The sequence below is a fragment of the Nocardia sp. CA-119907 genome (assembly GCF_050955995.1).
In the GTDB taxonomy this organism is placed as follows: Bacteria; Actinomycetota; Actinomycetes; order Mycobacteriales; family Mycobacteriaceae; genus Nocardia.
In genome coordinates this window covers 1,343,986-1,362,646 of sequence record NZ_CP192091.1, presented here as the reverse complement: position 1 = coordinate 1,362,646, position 18,661 = coordinate 1,343,986, and the positions used below count along the sequence as shown (strand labels likewise).

16 protein-coding genes and 1 tRNA gene are annotated in these 18,661 nt (G+C 66.6%); 6 read left to right on the top strand and 11 right to left on the bottom strand.

The features are described from left to right. Nucleotides 1–185: 185 nt before the first annotated feature. The 7 genes from ACQP2D_RS06230 to ACQP2D_RS06200 form a co-directional block, all read right to left on the bottom strand. Nucleotides 186–659 carry a pyridoxamine 5'-phosphate oxidase family protein gene (locus tag ACQP2D_RS06230; protein ID WP_433682755.1) on the bottom strand — a complete coding sequence of 158 codons (474 nt, stop codon included), beginning with the start codon at nucleotides 657–659 and terminating at the stop codon, nucleotides 186–188. Between the two features lie 122 nt (nucleotides 660–781). After that, nucleotides 782–1,243 (bottom strand): flavodoxin domain-containing protein, encoded by a 462-nt coding sequence (locus tag ACQP2D_RS06225; protein WP_433682754.1) that lies wholly within the window; start codon nucleotides 1,241–1,243, stop codon nucleotides 782–784. 143 nt (nucleotides 1,244–1,386) lie between these two features. Next, nucleotides 1,387–2,478 (bottom strand): glycerol dehydrogenase, encoded by a 1,092-nt coding sequence (locus ACQP2D_RS06220; RefSeq protein WP_433682753.1) that lies wholly within the window; start codon nucleotides 2,476–2,478, stop codon nucleotides 1,387–1,389. 193 nt (nucleotides 2,479–2,671) lie between these two features. Then, nucleotides 2,672–3,535, bottom strand: a complete 864-nt coding sequence (locus ACQP2D_RS06215) for a MazG family protein (protein WP_433682752.1) — start codon at nucleotides 3,533–3,535, stop codon at nucleotides 2,672–2,674. Beyond that, nucleotides 3,532–7,143: a transcription-repair coupling factor gene (gene mfd / locus ACQP2D_RS06210; RefSeq protein ID WP_433682751.1), complete on the bottom strand. Its 3,612-nt coding sequence runs from the start codon at nucleotides 7,141–7,143 to the stop codon at nucleotides 3,532–3,534. The genes ACQP2D_RS06215 and mfd overlap by 4 nt, the downstream gene beginning before the upstream one ends. A gap of 250 nt (nucleotides 7,144–7,393) precedes the next feature. Continuing rightward, nucleotides 7,394–8,041, bottom strand: coding sequence for a TetR family transcriptional regulator (locus ACQP2D_RS06205; protein WP_433682750.1), 648 nt, complete (start codon nucleotides 8,039–8,041; stop codon nucleotides 7,394–7,396). A 181-nt stretch (nucleotides 8,042–8,222) separates the two neighbouring features. Then, on the bottom strand, nucleotides 8,223–8,837 hold the full coding sequence (locus ACQP2D_RS06200) for a TetR/AcrR family transcriptional regulator (protein ID WP_433682749.1): 615 nt from the start codon (nucleotides 8,835–8,837) through the stop codon (nucleotides 8,223–8,225). Between the two features lie 304 nt (nucleotides 8,838–9,141). Here ACQP2D_RS06200 and ACQP2D_RS06195 point away from each other — a divergent pair. The 6 genes from ACQP2D_RS06195 to ACQP2D_RS06170 all read left to right on the top strand — a co-directional run bounded on the left by ACQP2D_RS06195 (nucleotide 9,142) and on the right by ACQP2D_RS06170 (nucleotide 13,884). Beyond that, nucleotides 9,142–9,212, top strand: a tRNA-Gln gene (locus tag ACQP2D_RS06195). A gap of 71 nt (nucleotides 9,213–9,283) precedes the next feature. Continuing rightward, nucleotides 9,284–10,774, top strand: coding sequence for a bifunctional UDP-N-acetylglucosamine diphosphorylase/glucosamine-1-phosphate N-acetyltransferase GlmU (glmU, locus tag ACQP2D_RS06190; protein WP_433682748.1), 1,491 nt, complete (start codon nucleotides 9,284–9,286; stop codon nucleotides 10,772–10,774). Then, nucleotides 10,771–11,751: a ribose-phosphate diphosphokinase gene (locus ACQP2D_RS06185; protein WP_354951356.1), complete on the top strand. Its 981-nt coding sequence runs from the start codon at nucleotides 10,771–10,773 to the stop codon at nucleotides 11,749–11,751. The genes glmU and ACQP2D_RS06185 overlap by 4 nt, the downstream gene beginning before the upstream one ends. 82 nt (nucleotides 11,752–11,833) lie before the next feature. After that, a complete protein-coding gene (locus tag ACQP2D_RS06180; protein WP_433682747.1) occupies nucleotides 11,834–12,193 on the top strand; it encodes a hypothetical protein in 360 nt (119 codons plus the stop codon). Between the two features lie 50 nt (nucleotides 12,194–12,243). Further along, nucleotides 12,244–13,077, top strand: a complete 834-nt coding sequence (locus tag ACQP2D_RS06175) for a hypothetical protein (protein WP_433682746.1) — start codon at nucleotides 12,244–12,246, stop codon at nucleotides 13,075–13,077. A gap of 156 nt (nucleotides 13,078–13,233) precedes the next feature. Further along, nucleotides 13,234–13,884 (top strand): DUF2461 domain-containing protein, encoded by a 651-nt coding sequence (locus ACQP2D_RS06170; protein ID WP_433682745.1) that lies wholly within the window; start codon nucleotides 13,234–13,236, stop codon nucleotides 13,882–13,884. Here ACQP2D_RS06170 and egtD read toward each other — a convergent pair. The 4 genes from egtD to egtA all read right to left on the bottom strand — a co-directional run bounded on the left by egtD (nucleotide 13,881) and on the right by egtA (nucleotide 18,540). Then, nucleotides 13,881–14,852, bottom strand: a complete 972-nt coding sequence (egtD, locus tag ACQP2D_RS06165) for an L-histidine N(alpha)-methyltransferase (RefSeq protein ID WP_433682744.1) — start codon at nucleotides 14,850–14,852, stop codon at nucleotides 13,881–13,883. The two genes, ACQP2D_RS06170 and egtD, sit on opposite strands and share 4 nt — an antisense overlap. Further along, nucleotides 14,849–15,682, bottom strand: coding sequence for an ergothioneine biosynthesis protein EgtC (egtC, locus tag ACQP2D_RS06160; protein WP_433682743.1), 834 nt, complete (start codon nucleotides 15,680–15,682; stop codon nucleotides 14,849–14,851). Before egtC ends, egtD begins: the two co-directional genes overlap by 4 nt. Before the next feature lie 124 nt (nucleotides 15,683–15,806). Further along, a complete protein-coding gene (gene egtB / locus ACQP2D_RS06155; RefSeq protein WP_433682742.1) occupies nucleotides 15,807–17,147 on the bottom strand; it encodes an ergothioneine biosynthesis protein EgtB in 1,341 nt (446 codons plus the stop codon). Nucleotides 17,148–17,214: 67 nt separating this feature from the next. Beyond that, nucleotides 17,215–18,540: an ergothioneine biosynthesis glutamate--cysteine ligase EgtA gene (gene egtA / locus ACQP2D_RS06150; protein ID WP_433682741.1), complete on the bottom strand. Its 1,326-nt coding sequence runs from the start codon at nucleotides 18,538–18,540 to the stop codon at nucleotides 17,215–17,217. Nucleotides 18,541–18,661: the final 121 nt, after the last annotated feature.

Below are 18,661 nucleotides of genomic sequence, written 5' to 3'. Positions count from 1 at the left end.
CCTTCCATTCGACGCGTTCGCGCCGCCTTTCACCTTCACGATTATTACTCTTCCGGACATGTTGCGCCGGTTCAGTTCTGGTGGACCGATTGTTTCGAGCGACCTGCAAACAGTCGCTAGCGGCCTGGTCGAATGACTACGAGCAGGCGCCAGCGGCACCTTTTCGAGCGACCCGCGAGCGGTCGCTAATCAGTCCACGCACGCAGCGTCTGCACACGCCCTTCGAGCGCATGCAGTTCGCTCGTATCGAGCACGGTGCGCTCGATACCGTTCGCCACCGCGAATGCCGACTGCCGGTGATCGTCGATCACCTCGACATCGATCCGCACCGCCACATAGTCTGTCGCGCCGGGCATTTCCTCGGCGATGACCTTCGCCCGACCCCGAGCGCACAGCGCGACATTGCCGCCGCCGAGAATCAGCAGAGCGACATCGGGCCGCTCCCGCAACCGGGCCAGCGAACCGCGATCGAATTTGAGGCTGATCAGAATGCGCCGGTCACCCGCGCGCACCGGCCACGAGACCGGAATCGCATGTGGCGCTGGATCGGTGGTGACCAACACCGCGATCGTCTCCTGGGGCCATTCCGGGAGCACGTCCAGTTCGGGATGATCGGTCGAGTGGTCCTGACGTTGCACGGGGCTGGCTCCGGCTGCCATCTTCGTCACCTCATGGATCGCGGCAACGCGGCGGGCTGTGCCGCGTCGATTGCAAGTCTAAGGTGCTGTGTCCCTTGTCCGCTGGCGCTGCGACCTTTGTCCGAAGTGCTCTCAGGCACCTCTCAGGACGCCAGTGCGGCAGCGCTGGGGATGGGCAGGGCCTTGGCCCAGTGACGGGCCATATCCCTGACGCGGATCTCCGATGACGCGTCATGTCGACCGTGCGCGCCGATCTGGGCGGCTCCGCGGGCCGTGAGCAGTTCGGCGGCGATCTCACCGCCGCGATTGAAGGTGTCGCCGTAGACCGAGTCACCGAGGCCGAAGACCGCGAACTCGAGGCCCGTGAGGTCCGGCTTGCGGGCCGCGAGCGCGTCGAAGAAGGGTTCCGCGCCGGTCGGCAAGTCGCCGTCGCCATAGGTCGAGCAGATGACGACGTAGAAGTCACCGGTGTCCAGATCGTCGATATCGAAGTCGGTCATATCGTGGACCGAGACGTCGTGGGCAGCCGCCAGCTCATCCGCCACACACTGCGCGGCAGCCTCGGCCGTGCCCATCTCCGAACCGAACAGAATGACGACCCGCACTTCCTGACTCCTCTCACCGGGCAAGTCGAGTAAGGCAAGGCTACCTTAATTTTCGCTCGTAGTCGCCCTCTCCCGAGGGCCCCGCTAGCATCCGGGTCATCTCATCGAAGACGACATGCAGGTCGCCGCGCGGCCGACATGCCTCAACCCGTGCCGAGGGCGTCGGCCGCGCGGAGGGCGTCGAGGACCATTGGCGTGTCGACGGTGAAGGGCTCGTTGTGGATGGTTTCGCCGGGGGCGATGGCGCGTTCGGCGATCGCGGTCAGGATGCGGGGGTCGGCGTCGGCCAGGCCGAGTGCGGCGAAGGTGGTCGGCAGGCCGACCGCTGTGCAGAACTCGAGCACCGTTGAAATCTCTTCGGCGGGTGCGCCTTCCAGCACCAATTGGGTGAGTACGCCGAAGGCGACCTTTTCGCCGTGCAGGTAGGGGTGGGTTTGCGGCGCGGCGGTGAGGCCATTGTGGATGGCGTGGGCGGCGGCGAGGCCGGAGGATTCGAAGCCAAGCCCGGAGAGCAGGGTATTCGCCTCGACGATGCGCTCGAGTGCCGGAGTGACGGTGTGGTTGCGGACCGCGGTCAGGGCTTGGGATCCGTCGGCGAGCAAGGTGCGGTAGCAGAGTTCGGCCAATGCGGTGGCGCTGCGGGTGGAGGCACCGCCGCGCATATTCCGCACCCGTGCGGCACTGCAGGTCCGCGCCTCGAACCAGGTAGCCAGCGCATCACCCATCCCCGCGGTGAGCAGCCGAGCCGGAGCCTGTGCAATGGCGGAGGTATCCACCAGCACCATCGCCGGATTCCGCCGGACCAGCTGATACGCCTCGAATTCCCCACTGTCGGTGTAGATCACCGACAGCGCACTGCACGGCGCATCGCTCGACGCCGCCGTCGGACAGCTGATCATCGGCAGATCCAGATCATCGGCCACCGCCCGCGCCGTATCGAGCACCTTGCCGCCTCCCGCCCCCAACACCACGGTGCTCCCACGCTCCTGCACCGCCGCGGTCACCCGCGCGATCTCCACCCGACTGCACTCACCCCCGGACCGATGCACCGAGTACTCGATCTTCGCCTCGGTAAGCGACTCCCGCCACGTATCCGCCAACAACCGATACGCACTACCCCCCGCCACAATCGTCACCGGCCCCCCGATCCCCAACCTCGTCATCTCCGCCCCGAGCGCCGCGGTCGCATCCCGCCCCTGCACGTAGTGCCCCGGCGAGGAAAACACACTCAGCATCTAGCCACCTCCCGATCCGGGGCACCGTCGATAGCGCCGAATCGCCCGCACACCACCGCTGCCCGACAGCTGCTCGTACGGGCAACGCTACGCGCACGACATCCGCTCTGGCCTGGGTTGAGCCATGAAACAGCGGCACAGTCATCGACACACTGGAGGCCGAGCCTGACCTAGCCGAGCGCGTCAGCCCCGCCTATCGCGGCCAATAGTTGCGCCAGTCCGCGTCGGACAGCGGGGCACGTTCGCCCCGCGCGGCCTCGGCGGCATCTTCCGCCGCGCGGATTTCCGAGGCGAAGGTCAGTGTCGCCTTGCGGAGGCGTTCTTCGGCGCTGTCCGTGCCGCCGAGGTGGATGACGCGCAGTTCGGCGGGGATGAGGTCTTCGGGGAGGCCCGCCTTGAGGCTGCGGGAGCGGATCTTTTCGGCAAGGGCGAGGGCCGGTTGGGCCATGGCTATGCCGTCGAGGCAGGAGCGGCGGGACTTTTCGGCGGATTTGCGTTCTTCCCAGGCCTTTTCCTGGGCGGCGATCTTTTCGGCGACGGTGGCCGACGGATCGATCGGCTCGTCGGCGAGGTGGGGGCTGCGGTTGACGAGTTTGGCGACAAGTGCGGCGGCGACATCGTCGACGGTGAATTCGCCTGCGGCCTGGGCGATTCGGGAGTGGAACAATACCTGCAGCAGCAGGTCGCCGAGTTCCTCCTTGATGGTTTCGGCGTCGTTGTGCTGGATGGCGTCGAGGAGTTCGTAGGTTTCCTCGAGCAGGTAGGGGCGCAGTGAGTCGTGGGTCTGGGTTACCTCCCAGCCGCCGAACTTCCACAGGCGGTCCATGACCTCGACGGCTCCGGCCAAACCGGCCGCCACCACAGCGGTATCGGTGCGGCCGGATTCATCGGGGGCCGATCCTGCGCCCCGACCCCCGTGGTCCGTTCGTCCGGAGTCGGCGTCGGCGTCGGCGGAACCGTTGCCGTTGGACTCCCGGTGATTGACGCCGTTCGCCTTACCCGCCGCGGCGGCATGTCGGGCGGCGCGCAGCACGGCCTCATCACGATCCGAACTCATCGAGCCGCGGCCTCGGTGGCAACCCGGAGTTCGACGAACCCCTTCGGCTTTCCGTCCAACTGGAGCAGCAGGTCGGCCACGAATTGCAACAGCACCAGATCGCGGACCCGGTCCGCACCGACACTGTCCTCCACCCGGGGCAGCGGCAACTGCACGACACCACTGGCGGCGCGATAGCCCGCACTGGGATACAGACGCTTCAAACGCATCTGCTTGGAATCGGGCAGACTCAGCGGTGAAACCTTCAATGTGGTTCCGGTGACCGCGATTTCGGTGACCTCGTACTCGCGGGCGAGCAGCCGCAGCTTCGCCACCGAGACCAGCCTGCCGACCTCGACCGGCAGCGGTCCGTAGCGGTCCACGAGCTCCTCGACAACCGACTCCAGCGTCGGATGATCTTGTGCGGCAGCCAGCTTCCGATAGGCCTCCAGCCGGAGTCGGTCGCTGGTGATGTAGTCGGGCGGAATATGCGCGTCCACCGGGAGGTCGATGCGCACCTCCTTGACCTCCTCGGTAGTGATCGGCTTGCCATCGGCGGCGGCCCGATACGCCTCCACCGCCTCACCGACCAGTCGCACGTACAGATCGAACCCGACACCGGCCACGTGACCGGACTGCTCCGCGCCGAGCACATTTCCGGCACCGCGAATTTCGAGGTCCTTCATGGCAACAGCCATACCCGCACCGAGATCGGAGTTCTGTGAAATGGTGGCGAGCCGGTCGTAGGCCGTCTCGGTGAGCGGCTTCTCCGGCGGGTAGAGGAAATACGCGTACCCGCGCTCCCGGCTGCGGCCGACCCGGCCACGCAACTGGTGCAGCTGTGAAAGACCGAGGGCGTCGGCGCGTTCCACGATCAAGGTGTTCGCATTCGAGATATCGAGACCGGTTTCGATAATGGTCGTGCAGACCAGCACATCGAATTCACGCTCCCAGAAACCCTGCACGGTCTGTTCGAGCATGTCCTCGTGCATCTGGCCGTGCGCGACCACCACCCGCGCCTCGGGCACCAGATCCCGAATCCGCTTGGCCGCCTTGTCGATCGAGGACACCCGATTGTGCACATAGAAGACCTGGCCGTCCCGCAGCAGTTCGCGCCGAATGGCCGCGGTGACCTGCTTGTCGTTGTAGCCGCCGACGTAGGTGAGCACCGGATGACGCTCCTCCGGCGGGGTGAGAATGGTCGACATCTCGCGGATGCCGGCCAGACTCATCTCCAGGGTGCGCGGAATCGGAGTGGCCGACATGGTCAGCACGTCCACGTGGGTGCGCAGCGCCTTGATGTGCTCCTTGTGCTCGACACCGAAGCGCTGTTCCTCGTCGACGACGACCAGGCCGAGATCCTTCCACCGCACGCCGGTCTGCAGCAGGCGGTGGGTGCCGACCACGATATCGACCGAGCCCTCCGCCATCCCCTCCAGCACCGCACGGGATTCGGCCGGATCGGTGAAGCGCGACAGTCCCTTCACCGTCACCGGGAATCCGGCGACGCGTTCGGTGAAGGTCTGCAAATGCTGTTGCGCCAGTAGGGTTGTCGGCACCAGCACGACGACCTGCTTACCGTCCTGCACCGCCTTGAAGGCGGCGCGCACGGCGATTTCAGTCTTGCCGTAGCCGACATCACCGCAGACCACGCGGTCCATCGGGACCGCCTTCTCCATATCCGACTTCACCTCGGCGATGGCGGTCATCTGGTCGACGGTTTCGGTGAACGCGAACGCGTCCTCCATCTCCTTCTGCCACGGACTATCCGGCCCGAACGCATGCCCGGGCGCGGCCTGGCGCGCGGCATAGAGCTGCACCAGTTCACCGGCGATCTCGCGAACCGCCTTGCGCGCCTTGCGTTTGGTATTCGCCCAGTCGGAGCCGCCGAGTTTGGACAGGCTCGGCATCTCTCCGCCGACATAGCGCGAGAGCTGATCGAGCGATTCCATCGGCACGAACAGCCGGTCGCCGGGCTGGCCGCGTTTGCCGGGTGCATATTCGATGACGAGGTATTCGCGCCGGGCCCCGCCGACGGTGCGCTCGATCATCTCCACGAACCGGCCGATGCCGTGCTGATCGTGCACGACCATATCGCCCGCGCTCAGCGCCAGCGGGTCGACTTGGTTGCGGCGCTTGGCCGGAAGCCGCTTACCCTCCGCCGGTGCGGTGACGCGGTTGCCGGTGAGGTCGGATTCGGCGACCACGACCAGCCCGGCGTCGTCGAAGATCAACCCGTCGTGCAGCGAACCGCACAGCACACCGACCAGTCCGGGTCTCGGCTCGGCGCCGACCGCCAATGCCGTGGCGGGCACCTCGGCATCGGCGAGCCGTTCCAGAATGCGTTGCGCCGTACCGTGACCCGCCACGACCACCACCGCGCGTCCGCCGGTGAGCACATGCGCGCGCAGTGACGCGAAGATCGTCGCCACCAGTTCATCGGAACCGCGCGCCGCCGGACCGGCCTGCACCGGCAATACCACCTCGGCGGGATCGCCGGATGTCAGCGGGCTCAGACTCCACCAGGGCAGGCCGTGCCGGTTTGCGCTGTCATGGATTTCGGGCAGCGCGCGATAGCCGGAGGCGGCCAGATCGAGCCCGTGTCCGCCGAGCGGAGCCGCGCCGCCGAAGGAAGCGGCGGTCCACGAGGCCTCCAGGAACTCCTCGCCGGTGCGCACCAAATCCGCCGCGCGCGTACGGATCTTTTCCGGATCGCACAGCAGCACCTGGGTGCCGTCCGGCAAAACCTCGGTGAGCAGCTGCAATGTGCCGGGCTGGAGCACCGGCAGCAGTGCCTCCATCCCCTCGACCGGAATACCCTGGGCCAGCTTCTCCAACATCTCGACCAGCGCGGCATCGGCCGCATTCGCCACCGCGACCTCGGCGGCGCGCTCGCGCACGGCCGAGGTGAGCAACAGTTCTCGACACGGCGTCGCGACGACCACATCCGCCGTCACATCGATCAGCGACCGCTGGTCGGCCACCGCGAAGGGCCGCAGCTCGGTCACCTCATCGCCCCAGAACTCCACGCGCACCGGGTGATCCGCGGTCGGCGGGAAGATGTCGAGGATGCCGCCGCGCACCGCGAACTCACCGCGCTTGCCGACCATGTCGACGCGGGTATAGGCGAATTCGACCAGGCGCATGAGCAATTCGTCGAAGTCGAATTCGGCGCCGACGCGCAGCACGATGGGCTCGATATCGCCGAGGCCCGCCGCCATCGGCTGCATCAGGGAACGAACGGTGGTCACCACGACGCGCAGCTGAACCGGGAACACCGAATCTGCGGGATGTGCGAGCCGCCGCAAAACCTCCAGCCTGCGACCCACGGTGTCCGCACCCGGCGACAGCCGTTCATGCGGCAGCGTCTCCCAGGACGGGAACTGCGCGACCGCCGCGCCGAGTATCTCCTCGAGTTCGACCGTCAGATCATCGGCCTCTCGCCCGGTCGCCGTCACCACCACCAGCGGCCGCTGGGCCGCGATGGTCGCCGCGACGAACGGTCGCACCGCCGCCGGGCCGACCAACTCGACCGGCGACTTGCCGACCAGGTCAGCGACGGTTCGCATGGCGGAATCGGCCCCGGCCACCGCGGCCAGTCCCGCGAGAGGTGGACGGTGGGTGGGCATCAAACACTCCCTGAGCTCAGGTGGGTTTTCCGGATGGCCAACCGAGTCTAGTCAGCACCGCTCCCCCGCCTCCCCGAGCCTCTTGCCGGTGCTGGGTGCCACGTCAGCATCGTCCCGGCCGCGGTCGCGCGAGTGGTCGAGTTCTGGGCGTACCCGACGAGTTACCCATGTGCTCACAAAATCAGTCGGCACCGGACAACCTACCAATGCACGGTGACACCGTTCTCGGCATGGATCGGTGCGGACCGACCTACGGGACGTAGCGGCGTAGGCGGCGGGCCGCGAATTCGCGGAAGTAAGAGAGCTTCTCCTGCGGCACGATCGAGGGCAGCAGGAAGTACCAGGCCCGTTCCATTCGGGTCGCCATCTGATCCATGGAATCGGTGCCGACCGCGGTGATGTGCACGCCCGCGGTCATCTCCTGGAGCAGCAGGCCGATCACCTCGGCGTCCAGGTCGGCCTCGAGATCGCCCTGGGCAATGGCCCGCTCGGCCAGAACTCGGTAGGTATCGCCCCAGGTCTTGGCGATATTGTCGCCCTGGGCGCCGCGATAGTCGCCGATCTGATGGGTCAGCTTGAGCATCGCGCCAACCATCGGATCGTTCATGGATAGGTCGGCGACGACATAGGTGATCCCGATACATGCCTCGAGTGCGGGCACTCTCGGATCGAAGAAGCCCTGGCAGGAACTGACCAGACGCTCATTGCCCTGGTCGACCACGGCGCGCGCCAGCTCTTCCTTCGAACCGAAGTGAAAGTACAAGGCGCCCTTGGTCACGTTCGACTGCGCGATGATCTCGCTCAGGCTCGCATTCGCATATCCCAAGCGCAGAAAGACATCGGCAGCACCCGCAAGGACGGAATCGCGGGTGATCTCCGCGCGCGCTTGCCTAGCCATCAGATCCGCCTGTCATCCCTAAAACCAGCCATCCTGAAGTAGACCGACATCCCGAAGTAGACCGACTTACCGCCCGAACAGCACCCAGAGGATGGGTGAACCGTACCACCAGGTGGGCGCCCGCCAGCGAATTCGAGCATTCGGACGGGCATACTGCGCAATTCACTGGCTACCAATGCGGTCAGTCTCCCGTACCGGCGCGCCATTCCGAGCTGAGCTGCGGATCGGCTTCCAAATGACTGAGTCCGTTCCAGCACAGGTTGACCAGATGTGCCGCCACAACCTCTTTCGACGGTTTGCGCTCGTCCAACCACCAGGTCGCGGCGGTCGACACCATGCCGACCAATGCCTGCGCGTACAGACCGGTCAGACTGGTATCGAATCCGCGGCGCTCGAAATCCCCGCCGAGAATATGCGCGACCTGATTGGTGGCCTCATTGAGCAGACTCGAGTAGCGCCCCTCGGCGGTGGCTGCGGGCTGGTCGCGCACCAGGATTCGGAATCCGTCGGTGCGTTCCTCGATATAGGTCAGCAGCGCGAGCGCGACCTGTTCGAGCCGGATCCGGGAACGATTCTGGGTCAGCGAGGAGGTGATCATATCCAGCAACATCGACATCTCGCGGTCGACGACCACCGCGTAGAGCCCCTCTTTGCCGCCGAAATGTTCGTACACCACGGGTTTGGAGACCTGGGCCCGCTGCGCGATCTCCTCGATCGATGTCGCGTCGTACCCCCGCTCGGCGAACAACGCGCGACCGATCTCGATCAACTGCTGCCGCCGCTGCGTTCCCGTCATCCGCGGTCGGGACACCTTGGGCGGCTCACCCGAAGACACCGTCCCGCCTCCTCGCGCATGCCAATAGTCGTCGGCCTCAACTGTTCCAGACAGCATCGCGCCGCCGTGCGTCACCCCGCCCAACACCGCGCCGCGGCCGCCGATCCCGTCATTCGCCCTGATAACGCGATCGGTGGGGACAGATCGCGGCGACGGGTACGCACGATTCGGCGCAGCAGTTCGACTAACCGGAGGTCTTCATGCGAGGATTCATGCCGTGCCGCTGGCGCAGCGGCGGGTTTCGCAAGATCCGCCGGTGTGACAATCCGCCGTAGTGTAATGGCAGCACCTCTGATTTTGGTTCAGATAGTTCAGGTTCGAGTCCTGGCGGCGGAGCACATCGGCACGATGGCTTATCGTTGGCCGCGCACATCACTGGCACGATGACAGGCAGCCGAGGGAGATCCATGCCACAGCAGACCGCCGTCGTCGTTCTCGCAGCCGGTGCCGGGACGCGAATGCGGTCGAAGACTCCTAAAGTGCTGCATTCGCTGGCCGGTCGAAGCATGCTCGCGCACGCGCTGCATGCGGCCAACGAGATCGACCCCGCGTTCCTCATTACCGTGGTGGGGCACGACCGCGAACAAGTCGGCGCAGCGGTCGCCGATGTCGGCGCCGAACTGGGCCGCGACATCACCACCGCCATCCAGGAAGAACAGCTCGGCACCGGCCACGCGGTGCAGTGCGCGCTGGCGTCGGTTCCGGCGGATTTCACCGGTGACCTGCTGGTCACCTCCGCGGACGTGCCGCTGCTGGACGGGCACACCCTGTCCGCGCTGCTCGACGAGCACCGCAGTTATCCAGAACGCTCCGCGGTCACGGTGCTGACCTTCGTACCGGACGACCCGAACGGCTACGGCCGCATCGTCCGCAATGCCAAGGGCCAGGTCATCGAGATCGTCGAACACGCCGACGCCACCCCTGAGCAGTCGGCGATCACCGAGGTCAACTCGGGTGTCTACGCCTTCGACGCGGCGGTGCTGCGCACCATGATCGGACGCCTGTCCACCGCCAATGCCCAGCACGAGCTGTACCTGACCGACGTGCTGCGGCTGGCCCGCGAGGCCGGACACCCGGTGCACGGCGCCCGACTGCTGGACGCGGCCAAGGTCACCGGCGTCAACGACCGGGTGCAGATGTCGGAGGCGGCGCGCACCCTCAACCGCTACATCCTGGAACGGCATATGCGCGCCGGGGTCACCATTATCGATCCCGCGACCACCTGGGTGGACGCCGGCGTGAAGATCGCCAGGGACGCCGAAATCCGGCCGGGCGTGCAATTGCTCGGCGGCACGGTAATCGGTGAGGATGCGGTAATCGGACCGGATTCCACGCTCACCGATGTGGTCGTCGGCGACGGCGCGCGCGTTGTTCGCACCCACGGTGATCAGGCCGTGATCGGTCCCGGCGCGAATATCGGGCCGTTCAGCTATCTGCGTCCGGGCACCGTGGTCGGCGATTCCGGAAAGCTCGGCGCATTCGTCGAAACGAAGAACGCCTCGATCGGCGCGCACTCGAAAGTGCCGCACCTCACTTATGTCGGCGATGCCACCATCGGCGAGCACAGCAACATCGGTGCCTCGAGCGTTTTCGTCAATTACGACGGTGTGAAAAAGCATCACACCGTGGTCGGCTCGCATGTGCGGACCGGCAGCGACACCATGTTCGTCGCACCGGTGACCGTGGGTGATGGCGCGTATACGGCGGCGGGTACTGTGCTGCGTAGAAGCGTTCCGCCGGGGGCTCTGGCGGTGTCGGGCGGACCGCAGAAGAACATTGAGGGCTGGGTGCAGCGACACCGTCCAGGGACGGACGCGGCGCGCGCGGCGGCGGAAGCCATCGCGGCCAAAGAGATGTCGGGTCAGGCAATCGAGCAAAAGGATGGCAAACAGCAGTGACCGCGTCATGGATCGACAACCAGAAGAACCTGATGCTCTTCTCGGGACGCGCTCATCCTGAGCTGGCCGAGCAGGTCGCCAAGGAACTCGACGTCCACGTCACTCCGCAGACCGCGCGCGACTTCGCCAACGGCGAGATCTTCGTCCGCTTCGAGGAATCCGTCCGTGGCTCGGATGCCTTTGTGCTGCAGAGCTTTCCGGCGCCGCTGAACCAGTGGCTGATGGAACAGCTCATCATGATCGACGCGCTCAAGCGCGGTTCGGCCAAGCGCATCACCGCGGTGCTGCCGTTCTACCCGTACGCGCGTCAGGACAAGAAGCACCGCGGCCGCGAGCCCATCTCCGCCCGCCTCGTCGCCGATCTGCTGAAGACCGCTGGCGCGGACCGCATCATCACCGTCGACCTGCACACCGATCAGATCCAGGGCTTCTTCGACGGCCCGGTCGATCACATGCACGCCCAGCTGCAGCTGGCCGAATACGTGCGCAACAACTACAGCCTCGAGCACATCACCGTGGTCTCCCCCGACTCCGGTCGCGTGCGCGTCGCGGAGAAGTGGGCCGACTCGCTGGGCGGCTCGCCGCTGGCGTTCATCCACAAGACGCGCGACCCGCTGGTGCCCAACCAGATCAAGGCCAATCGCGTGGTCGGTGAGGTGGAGGGCCGCACCTGTATCCTGATCGACGACATGATCGACACCGGTGGCACCATCGCGGGCGCGGTCAACGTGCTCAAGGCGGCCGGCGCCGGTGACGTGGTCATCGCCGCGACGCACGGTGTGCTGAGCGATCCGGCCGCCGAGCGCTTGGCCAGCTGCGGCGCCAAGGAGGTCGTGGTCACCAATACGCTGCCGATCAGCGAGGAGAAGAAGTTCCCGCAGCTGACCGTGCTGTCGATCGCGCCGCTGCTGGCGCGCACCATCCGCGAGGTCTTCGAGAACGGTTCGGTCACCGGACTTTTCAACGGCAACGCGTAGCGTTCGCATACTTCGTCGCGGCTCGGACTCCCGTCCGGGCCGCGACCTTTTTGTATGGGCAAGTCGGGGGCAACCACGCGCAGTGCGGGATTCTGATCGTCGGGCCCGCTTCGACGTGCCGATCGCCGCTCGCAACCATCGGATCCCGTTCGCCACCGAGGTCAAGGGGGATACTGGGGGTATGGACCGCGACCCTCTCGACCTGGATATGGGGGACGACAGGCAGGAAGACGATATCCGCGCGTATCGGCGCAATATCGAGGATCCGCCCGATGACCTGCACATTCGCTATCGTGAAAATGACGATGACGGCTGGCTCGGCATCGGCGAAGAACTCGAACAGGAGTGGACCGCGCAGCAGCAGGCCGTCGAACTCGCCGAGGAGGACGAACGGCCCGCCGAGGCAGCAGCGATCGAGATCATCCGCGACATCGACCTGTAGCGCACCGCCCCGGCGTGGCACCACGCAGCCGCCGACACGAGGAGAGTTCGATGACCACTCCGCAGGATCCCGAACGCGGCGATGCGTCGCCCGAGCAACCGGACGACCACAAATCCGCATCCGGTGAACCTGAGCCGCTCGAGTCCGCCGGCACAGAGTGGGCGGCACCAGCGGCCAGCGGACCGTGGGAGTCACCGCATGTCGAGCCCGCCGCACCGCATCCGCCCCGATCCGACGCACCGGGTTTCGCGGCCCAACCGGGGAGCGAGGGACCCGAAGCGCAGACACCGGCTCAGCGCGCGGCCGCCGAGACCGCACCCGATCTGGTGACGCGACCGCAGCCGTCGAGCCCGGAGGCTGATGATCTCTCGCAGCCTCAGCCAGCAGGCCCCGCGGATACAGCGGATCCCACCCGCCAACAGTCGGGGCAGAGCGCTCAGCAGGCCCAACCCTCGGACAGCACGGGCGCACCGAACCAATCACCGACACCCCCGGAACCGTGGGGCACCGCGCCCGAAGCACCATACGACCAGCAGCCGTATCCACCGGGCACCGTCTATCCGCCGATCAGGGACACCGCGCCCGAATCCCCGTCCGGCGGCTATCCCGCCTACCCCCAGCAGCCCTATCAGCCGTACCGCAAGGCGGACGCACGGTCCGATGGTCAGACCCTGTCGATCATCGGCTTCGTCTGCGCGGGCATCTCGTTGCTGTTCTGTCCGTACCTGTTCGGTCCGGCGGGCATCGTTCTCGGCGTCATCGGCCACAGAAAGGGCGAATCCCTCGGCAAGTGGGCCGCCGTCGCATCGGCGATCGCCCTGATCGTCGGACTCATCGTCAGCTACGTCCTCTTCAGCGGCAGCATGATCCCAGAAACCGACTGACCGACCACCGTCGCGATGGGGCGGGCGCGCGTCGTAGCGTTGTCCCATGAGTCGATTCGGTGGATTCCCGCTCGCGGGCCTGGACTTCTACGAGGATCTCGCATCGGAACCGCACAGTCCGAGGTCTGGACTGCGCTCTAGCGCTAGGTTGTGCGCATGAGCGGATTCACTGGTTTCCCGCTGGCTGGACTCGACTTCTACGAGGATCTGGAGGCCGATAACTCGAAGGCCTTCTGGACCGCCCACAAGGATGTGTACGAGGAGGCGGTCAAGACACCGATGGTCGCGCTGACCGCGGAGTTGGAGGCGGACTTCGGCACCGCCAAGATCTTCCGGCCGTACCGGGACGTGCGCTTCGCCAAGGACAAGGTGCCCTACAAGACGGCCCAGGGCGCGGTCGTCAGCGTCGCACCGGGTACCGGCTGGTATGTGCAGATCAGCGCGGCCGGACTGTACGTCGGCGGCGGATTCTATGCGGGCTCCCCCGCCCAGATCGCTCAGTTGCGCGCCACCATCGATGACGAGGTGCGCGGCGCGGAACTGGAGGCGATCCTGGCGAAGCTCACCAAGGCGAAGTTCACCATCGGCGGCGAGCAGCTCAAGACCAAGCCGAAGGGCTACGACGCCGACCATCCGCGCATCGATCTGCTGCGGCACAAATCGCTCACCTGCAGTAAGGAATTCGGCGCACCGGCCTGGCTGGACAGACCCCGTGCCGCCAAGGAGGTCCGCACCGCCTGGGAGACGATGCGGCCCTTCATCGAATGGCTGGGCGCGGTGGTCGGCGGCGCGCCCGACCGGTTCTAGCTGCGCGCCGCGAGCACCAGGGCGAAGCGGTCATCCGGGTCGGTCCAGACCTGTTCGGTCTTGAAACCGGCGGCGGCCAGTTCGGCATCGAGTCCGTCGATGCCGAACTTGGCCGAGATCTCGGTGCGCATCTGCTCGCCGCGGGCGAACTGGACGGTGAGATCCAGATCCCGGACGGTCACGGTCATATCTTCGGATGCCTCCAAGCGCATTTCGATCCACTCGTGCTCGGCATCCCAGAGGGCGACGTGGGCGAACTTATCGGGCTCGAAATCGGCGTCGAGCCGATTGTTCAAGACATGCAGCACATTTCGGTTGAACTCGGCGGTGACACCGGCCGCATCGTCATAGGCCGGTACCAGTACGGCGGGATCGATGACCAGGCCGGCACCGAGCAGCAATCGCTCGCCCGGCTCCAGCACGTCGTAGATGCTGGACAGGAATTCGGCGCGTTCGGCCGGAACCAGATTGCCGATGGTGCCGCCGAGGAAGGCGATCATGCGGCGGCCGCCGCCCGGCAGATTGTGCAGGGTGTCGGTGAAATCGCTGACCACGCCGTGCACCGCGAGACCGGGAAACTCGGCCGCGATCTCGGCCGCGGCGGCCCGCAGCGCCGCGGACGAGACATCCTGCGGAACATAGGTTTTCAGCGGTCCCTCGGCGGTCAGCGCGGAAAGCAACAACCTCGTCTTGGCCGCCGAACCCGAGCCCAGTTCGACCAGGACCTCGGCCTGCGCGGTGCGGGCGATCTCGCCGACCACCCGCTCCAGCAGTGCGCGTTCGGTGCGGGTCGGGTAGTACTCGGGGAGTTCGGTGATCTGCTCGAACAGCTCGCTGCCGCGGGCGTCGTAGAACCACTTGGGCGGCAGCCACTTCGGGTCCGCGGTCAGGCCGAGCCTGGCATCCGCGCGCAACGCCGAGGTGAGGTCGTCATCGGATAGGTGGATCTCCAACGTCGGTGCGGTCATGGGAGTGAGCCTTTCGTGCTTGGGACAGCGAGCAGGGGTGCCACCGTCAGCGCGCCGGGGCGGGCGCTGACCAGCTGCCGATCCGGAATCGGCTGCCAGCGTGGATCGTCGTCGAAGGGTTCGGAAGAGAGAATGGCGAAATCGTCGGTGACCAAGGCCGACAGCGAGTGGTACACGGTGGTCGCCCACAGCTGCTGACCGTCACCGAGCAGCAAATTCAGTCTGGCGCCCGGGGATCGGTCCAGTACGGCCGCGACCAGCAGACTCAATGCCGCCGGTGCCGCAGCCCACGAGCCATCGGGAGTGTCGGTCGAGAGCAGGCTACGCAGGATCACCCAGAGCGTCGCCGAATCGGTCGCGGATTCGGCCTCCAGCAACTGCGCCGGGTCGAACAGCTGACCCGCGTCGAGTTCGGATGCGGTGGAGCCGAATTCCTCGGCGACCGCGCTGAGAGCCCGCCGCCAATCGGGCACCACGCCGTTATGGCTGAACGCCCACCGACCGTGCGTGAACGGCGCACAAGCATTCCGCTCGACCGGCATGCCGATGGTGGCCGAGCGAACCGCCGCCAATACCGCCCACGACTCCAGCTGCGGCAGTACCTCTTGCACCGCCGGATCGGTCCAGATGGGTGCCGAATTGCGATACCGACTGACGGTCACACCATCGTCGTCACGCCACCAGGCCACCCCGAACCCATCCGCATTGATCGTCCCGCCACCGCGCATGTCCTCGGGTGCCCACGCCTGGGTCTGCAGGGAATGTGACCCGAGGGTCAACATATCGCCCACCCGCACGGGCGGACCGACGTAACCGAGTTGACGACACATCAGCGCGCACCTCCCACCAGCACGAATCGGACGCGGACTCCTCGGGCTGGAGCGCCGGTCGGCCGTTGTGGCACCGCGGCCGACGGCCCGCCGATCGAATTCGGCGTGGCCTCCATCGATGCCCTCACTCGCCCTCGCCTTTTCGCAGATCGCGAGCCAGGCGGAAACCGGAGAAGATCTGGCGGCGGATGGGATGGTCCCAGTTGCGGAAGGTGCCGCGGCAGGCGACCGGATCGGTGCCGAAGGAGCCGCCGCGCAGGACCCGGTAGTCACCGCCGAAGAAGACATCGGAGTATTCGGCGTAGGGGAACGCACGGAAGCCCGGATAGGCCTCGAATCCCGATGCGGTCCATTCCCATACGTCACCGATGAGCTGGTGCACTCCGGCCGGGGAGGCACCCGCCGGGTACGCACCGACATCGGCCGGCTCCAGGTGGCGCTGACCGAGATTCGCGGTGGCCTGGTCCGGTTCGGTATCACCCCATGGGTATCGGCGCGACGTTCCGGTCTCCGGATCGAACCGGGCCGCCTTCTCCCATTCCGCCTCGGTGGGCAGGCGCTTGCCCGCCCAGGTGGCGTATGCCTCGGCCTCGAACCAGCAGACGTGCAGCACCGGCTGCTGCGGGCGCACCGGGGTCATCACGCCGAATACCCGACGCCACCAGTGCCCGGCCGGATCGCGCTCCCAGAACTGCGGCGCGACCAGGTCCGCCTGCTGCCGGTGCGCCCAGCCGCGTTCGGACCACAGTTCCGGCCGGTCATAGCCGCCGTCGGCGATGAAGGCCAGGTACTGCGCATTGGTGATGGGCGCGGTGTCGATGGCGAAGGCGGGCACGTGCACCGGATGCGCCGGACGCTCATTGTCCAGTGCCCACGGGTCGGTCGAGGTGCCCATGGTGAATTCGCCTGCGGGAATGATGACTTCGCCACCGACCGGATTCGGCGCCGTCGGCGCCGCCGGTGCAGACAGTACGGCGGGGCCGGTGCGCAACTGGTGGGTCGCCAGCATGGTTTCGTCGTGCTGCTGCTCGTGCTGGGCGATCATGCCGAAGGCGAATCCGCCGTCGACCAGCGGACCACCGCGTAAAGCGCTGGTGTCCAGTACATCCCAGACCTTGTCGCGCACGGTGCCGACATAGCCACGGGCCTGGGTCGGGTTGAGCAGCGGAAGCTCGGGACGATTGACGCGGGCGTGTTTGAACGCGTCGTACAGCTCATCGATATCGGCGCGCACCGCTTCGCGCCCGCCGACATCGCGTACCAGCCACAGCTCTTCCTGGTTGCCGATATGGGCGAGGTCCCAGACGAGCGGGCTCATGAGTCGCGAATGCTGTGCGACCAGGTCCGCCTCGTCGAGATTCGTGAGTCCGACGGTGCGGTCCCGTGCGCGGGTGAGCACTTCGGCGATCTGGTCACGCAAACGCTCGGTGCCGGAATTATCTGTTGCGGGGTAGTGAGTGGTCACGATGAACATCTCCGGAACTCGTTCTTGCCAGGGACTCGAAGCGGCGGACTGAGCCGCGATGCCCCGGTCACGGGCGGTCCTCCTGCTGATCCGCGGGCTGCGAAGCGAGTTCTGCGGTCGGGGTGCGACCGCTGCGACATCGCTCGGCCGCGGACTCGATCTCGCGGGCGGCCGCCGGACTCGCCGCATGAGCGGCGGCCAGGGTCAGCAGCTCCACCGCTACCGCCCGGATCTCCGGATCGGCCAGCCCACAGCGGGCCGCGTCGAGCCAGCGGCCCGCGATCGGCGCTGCGACCGCGGTCGCCTCGGCGACGACAGCAGGGGACGACAGCAGGGCATCGAATACGTGGATCGGGACGGTCCAGTCGTTGTGCGGCTGGGCGTCCAGATAGCGGATCTCCAGATGTCCCGAGGCGCGCACCGGCGGGAACAGCGTGGTCAGGTGGTAGTCGAGATCGCCGAGCTCGGGACGGCGTCCGATCTCGTCGTCGAGCGCACCGGACAGCCAGTCCGCGAAGGTCGCGCCCGGTGGCGCGGCCCAGCCGGTCTCGCCGTCGTCTACGCCATCGGGGCGACGAACGCACAGCAGCGGGACATCCAGGGCCCAGCGCGCATAGCCCGCGACCGGATCCGGCCAGGACTCCGCCGCGGGACGGGTGCGCGCATAGTCGAGGCGCAACCAGGTGCGCATGCGCTGGGATGCCCACGCGCCGACGGGCGCACCGCGCAGTTCCGGCGAGCAGGCGAAGGCGGCGACCAGCGCGGGACCGATGGTGTAGAGCGCATTCCATCGGGCGGTGACTTCGCCGCGATCGGTACCGGCATCGACGCTGACCTGGGTCGCGGCCGTATTGCACATCATCAATTTGCCGAAGGGGCCGATGCCGCCGAAGGACTCTTCCATGGCGCGATAGCGCGGTAACCGCAATACCCGCTTGGGGCGGCGGTCCGCATCGGCGGCGGCGGACACGGTGCGGATGGATCGGGATTCGAGCAGATCCCGCAGCATCCTGGCATCAGCGGTCAATCCCTCGCACAGCTGCGCGGCAGCGGCGAACGGGGCGCTGGAGAGTTCGATCTGACCGCCGGGTTCGATGGTGACCCGGCTGCCCCCGGGCAGTGAGAGTGCCGGTGAATCGGGGGCGATGGACCGCGGTGCGTAGGGTCCGAGTGCATCTGCGAGTGCAGTCAGCTGCGGGCGGGGGGCGGCCAATGGGCCCGACGGCGAACACTCACCCTGCACGGTGAGCCATTCCAGTTCGGCGCCGATGAGCGTCGGTGGCCCCAACTTGAAACAGATCTTTTCGATATAGGCCTCGGCCGCGGCACGTGAGGACAGTTCACCGTGCTCCAGCGCGATGACCCGCTCCGGGTGCTCGAGCGTAACCGCCATACCAACCTCCACCATGTGAACCGGATACCCGTAGTCGGGGTTCGTCTGCCGGTAGTTGTCTCGGTAGTTCTGTATCGCCGCGATTGCTCGTCGTATTCCAGTGCGCCGACCCAACCCAGGG

Excerpts from the sequence above, each read along its gene's own strand:
- glmU (WP_433682748.1), top strand. The coding sequence starts at position 9,284 with ATGCCACAGCAGACCGCCGTCGTCGTTCTCGCAGCCGGTGCCGGGACG.
- ACQP2D_RS06200 (WP_433682749.1), bottom strand. The coding sequence starts at position 8,837 with ATGACGGGAACGCAGCGGCGGCAGCAGTTGATCGAGATCGGTCGCGCG.
- ACQP2D_RS06230 (WP_433682755.1), bottom strand. The coding sequence starts at position 659 with ATGGCAGCCGGAGCCAGCCCCGTGCAACGTCAGGACCACTCGACCGAT.
- egtD (WP_433682744.1), bottom strand. The coding sequence starts at position 14,852 with ATGACCGCACCGACGTTGGAGATCCACCTATCCGATGACGACCTCACC.
- ACQP2D_RS06170 (WP_433682745.1), top strand. The coding sequence starts at position 13,234 with ATGAGCGGATTCACTGGTTTCCCGCTGGCTGGACTCGACTTCTACGAG.
- mfd (WP_433682751.1), bottom strand. The coding sequence starts at position 7,143 with ATGCCCACCCACCGTCCACCTCTCGCGGGACTGGCCGCGGTGGCCGGG.
- egtA (WP_433682741.1), bottom strand. The coding sequence starts at position 18,540 with ATGGCGGTTACGCTCGAGCACCCGGAGCGGGTCATCGCGCTGGAGCAC.
- ACQP2D_RS06220 (WP_433682753.1), bottom strand. The coding sequence starts at position 2,478 with ATGCTGAGTGTGTTTTCCTCGCCGGGGCACTACGTGCAGGGGCGGGAT.
- ACQP2D_RS06215 (WP_433682752.1), bottom strand. The coding sequence starts at position 3,535 with ATGAGTTCGGATCGTGATGAGGCCGTGCTGCGCGCCGCCCGACATGCC.
- egtC (WP_433682743.1), bottom strand. The coding sequence starts at position 15,682 with ATGTGTCGTCAACTCGGTTACGTCGGTCCGCCCGTGCGGGTGGGCGAT.
- ACQP2D_RS06175 (WP_433682746.1), top strand. The coding sequence starts at position 12,244 with ATGACCACTCCGCAGGATCCCGAACGCGGCGATGCGTCGCCCGAGCAA.
- ACQP2D_RS06205 (WP_433682750.1), bottom strand. The coding sequence starts at position 8,041 with ATGGCTAGGCAAGCGCGCGCGGAGATCACCCGCGATTCCGTCCTTGCG.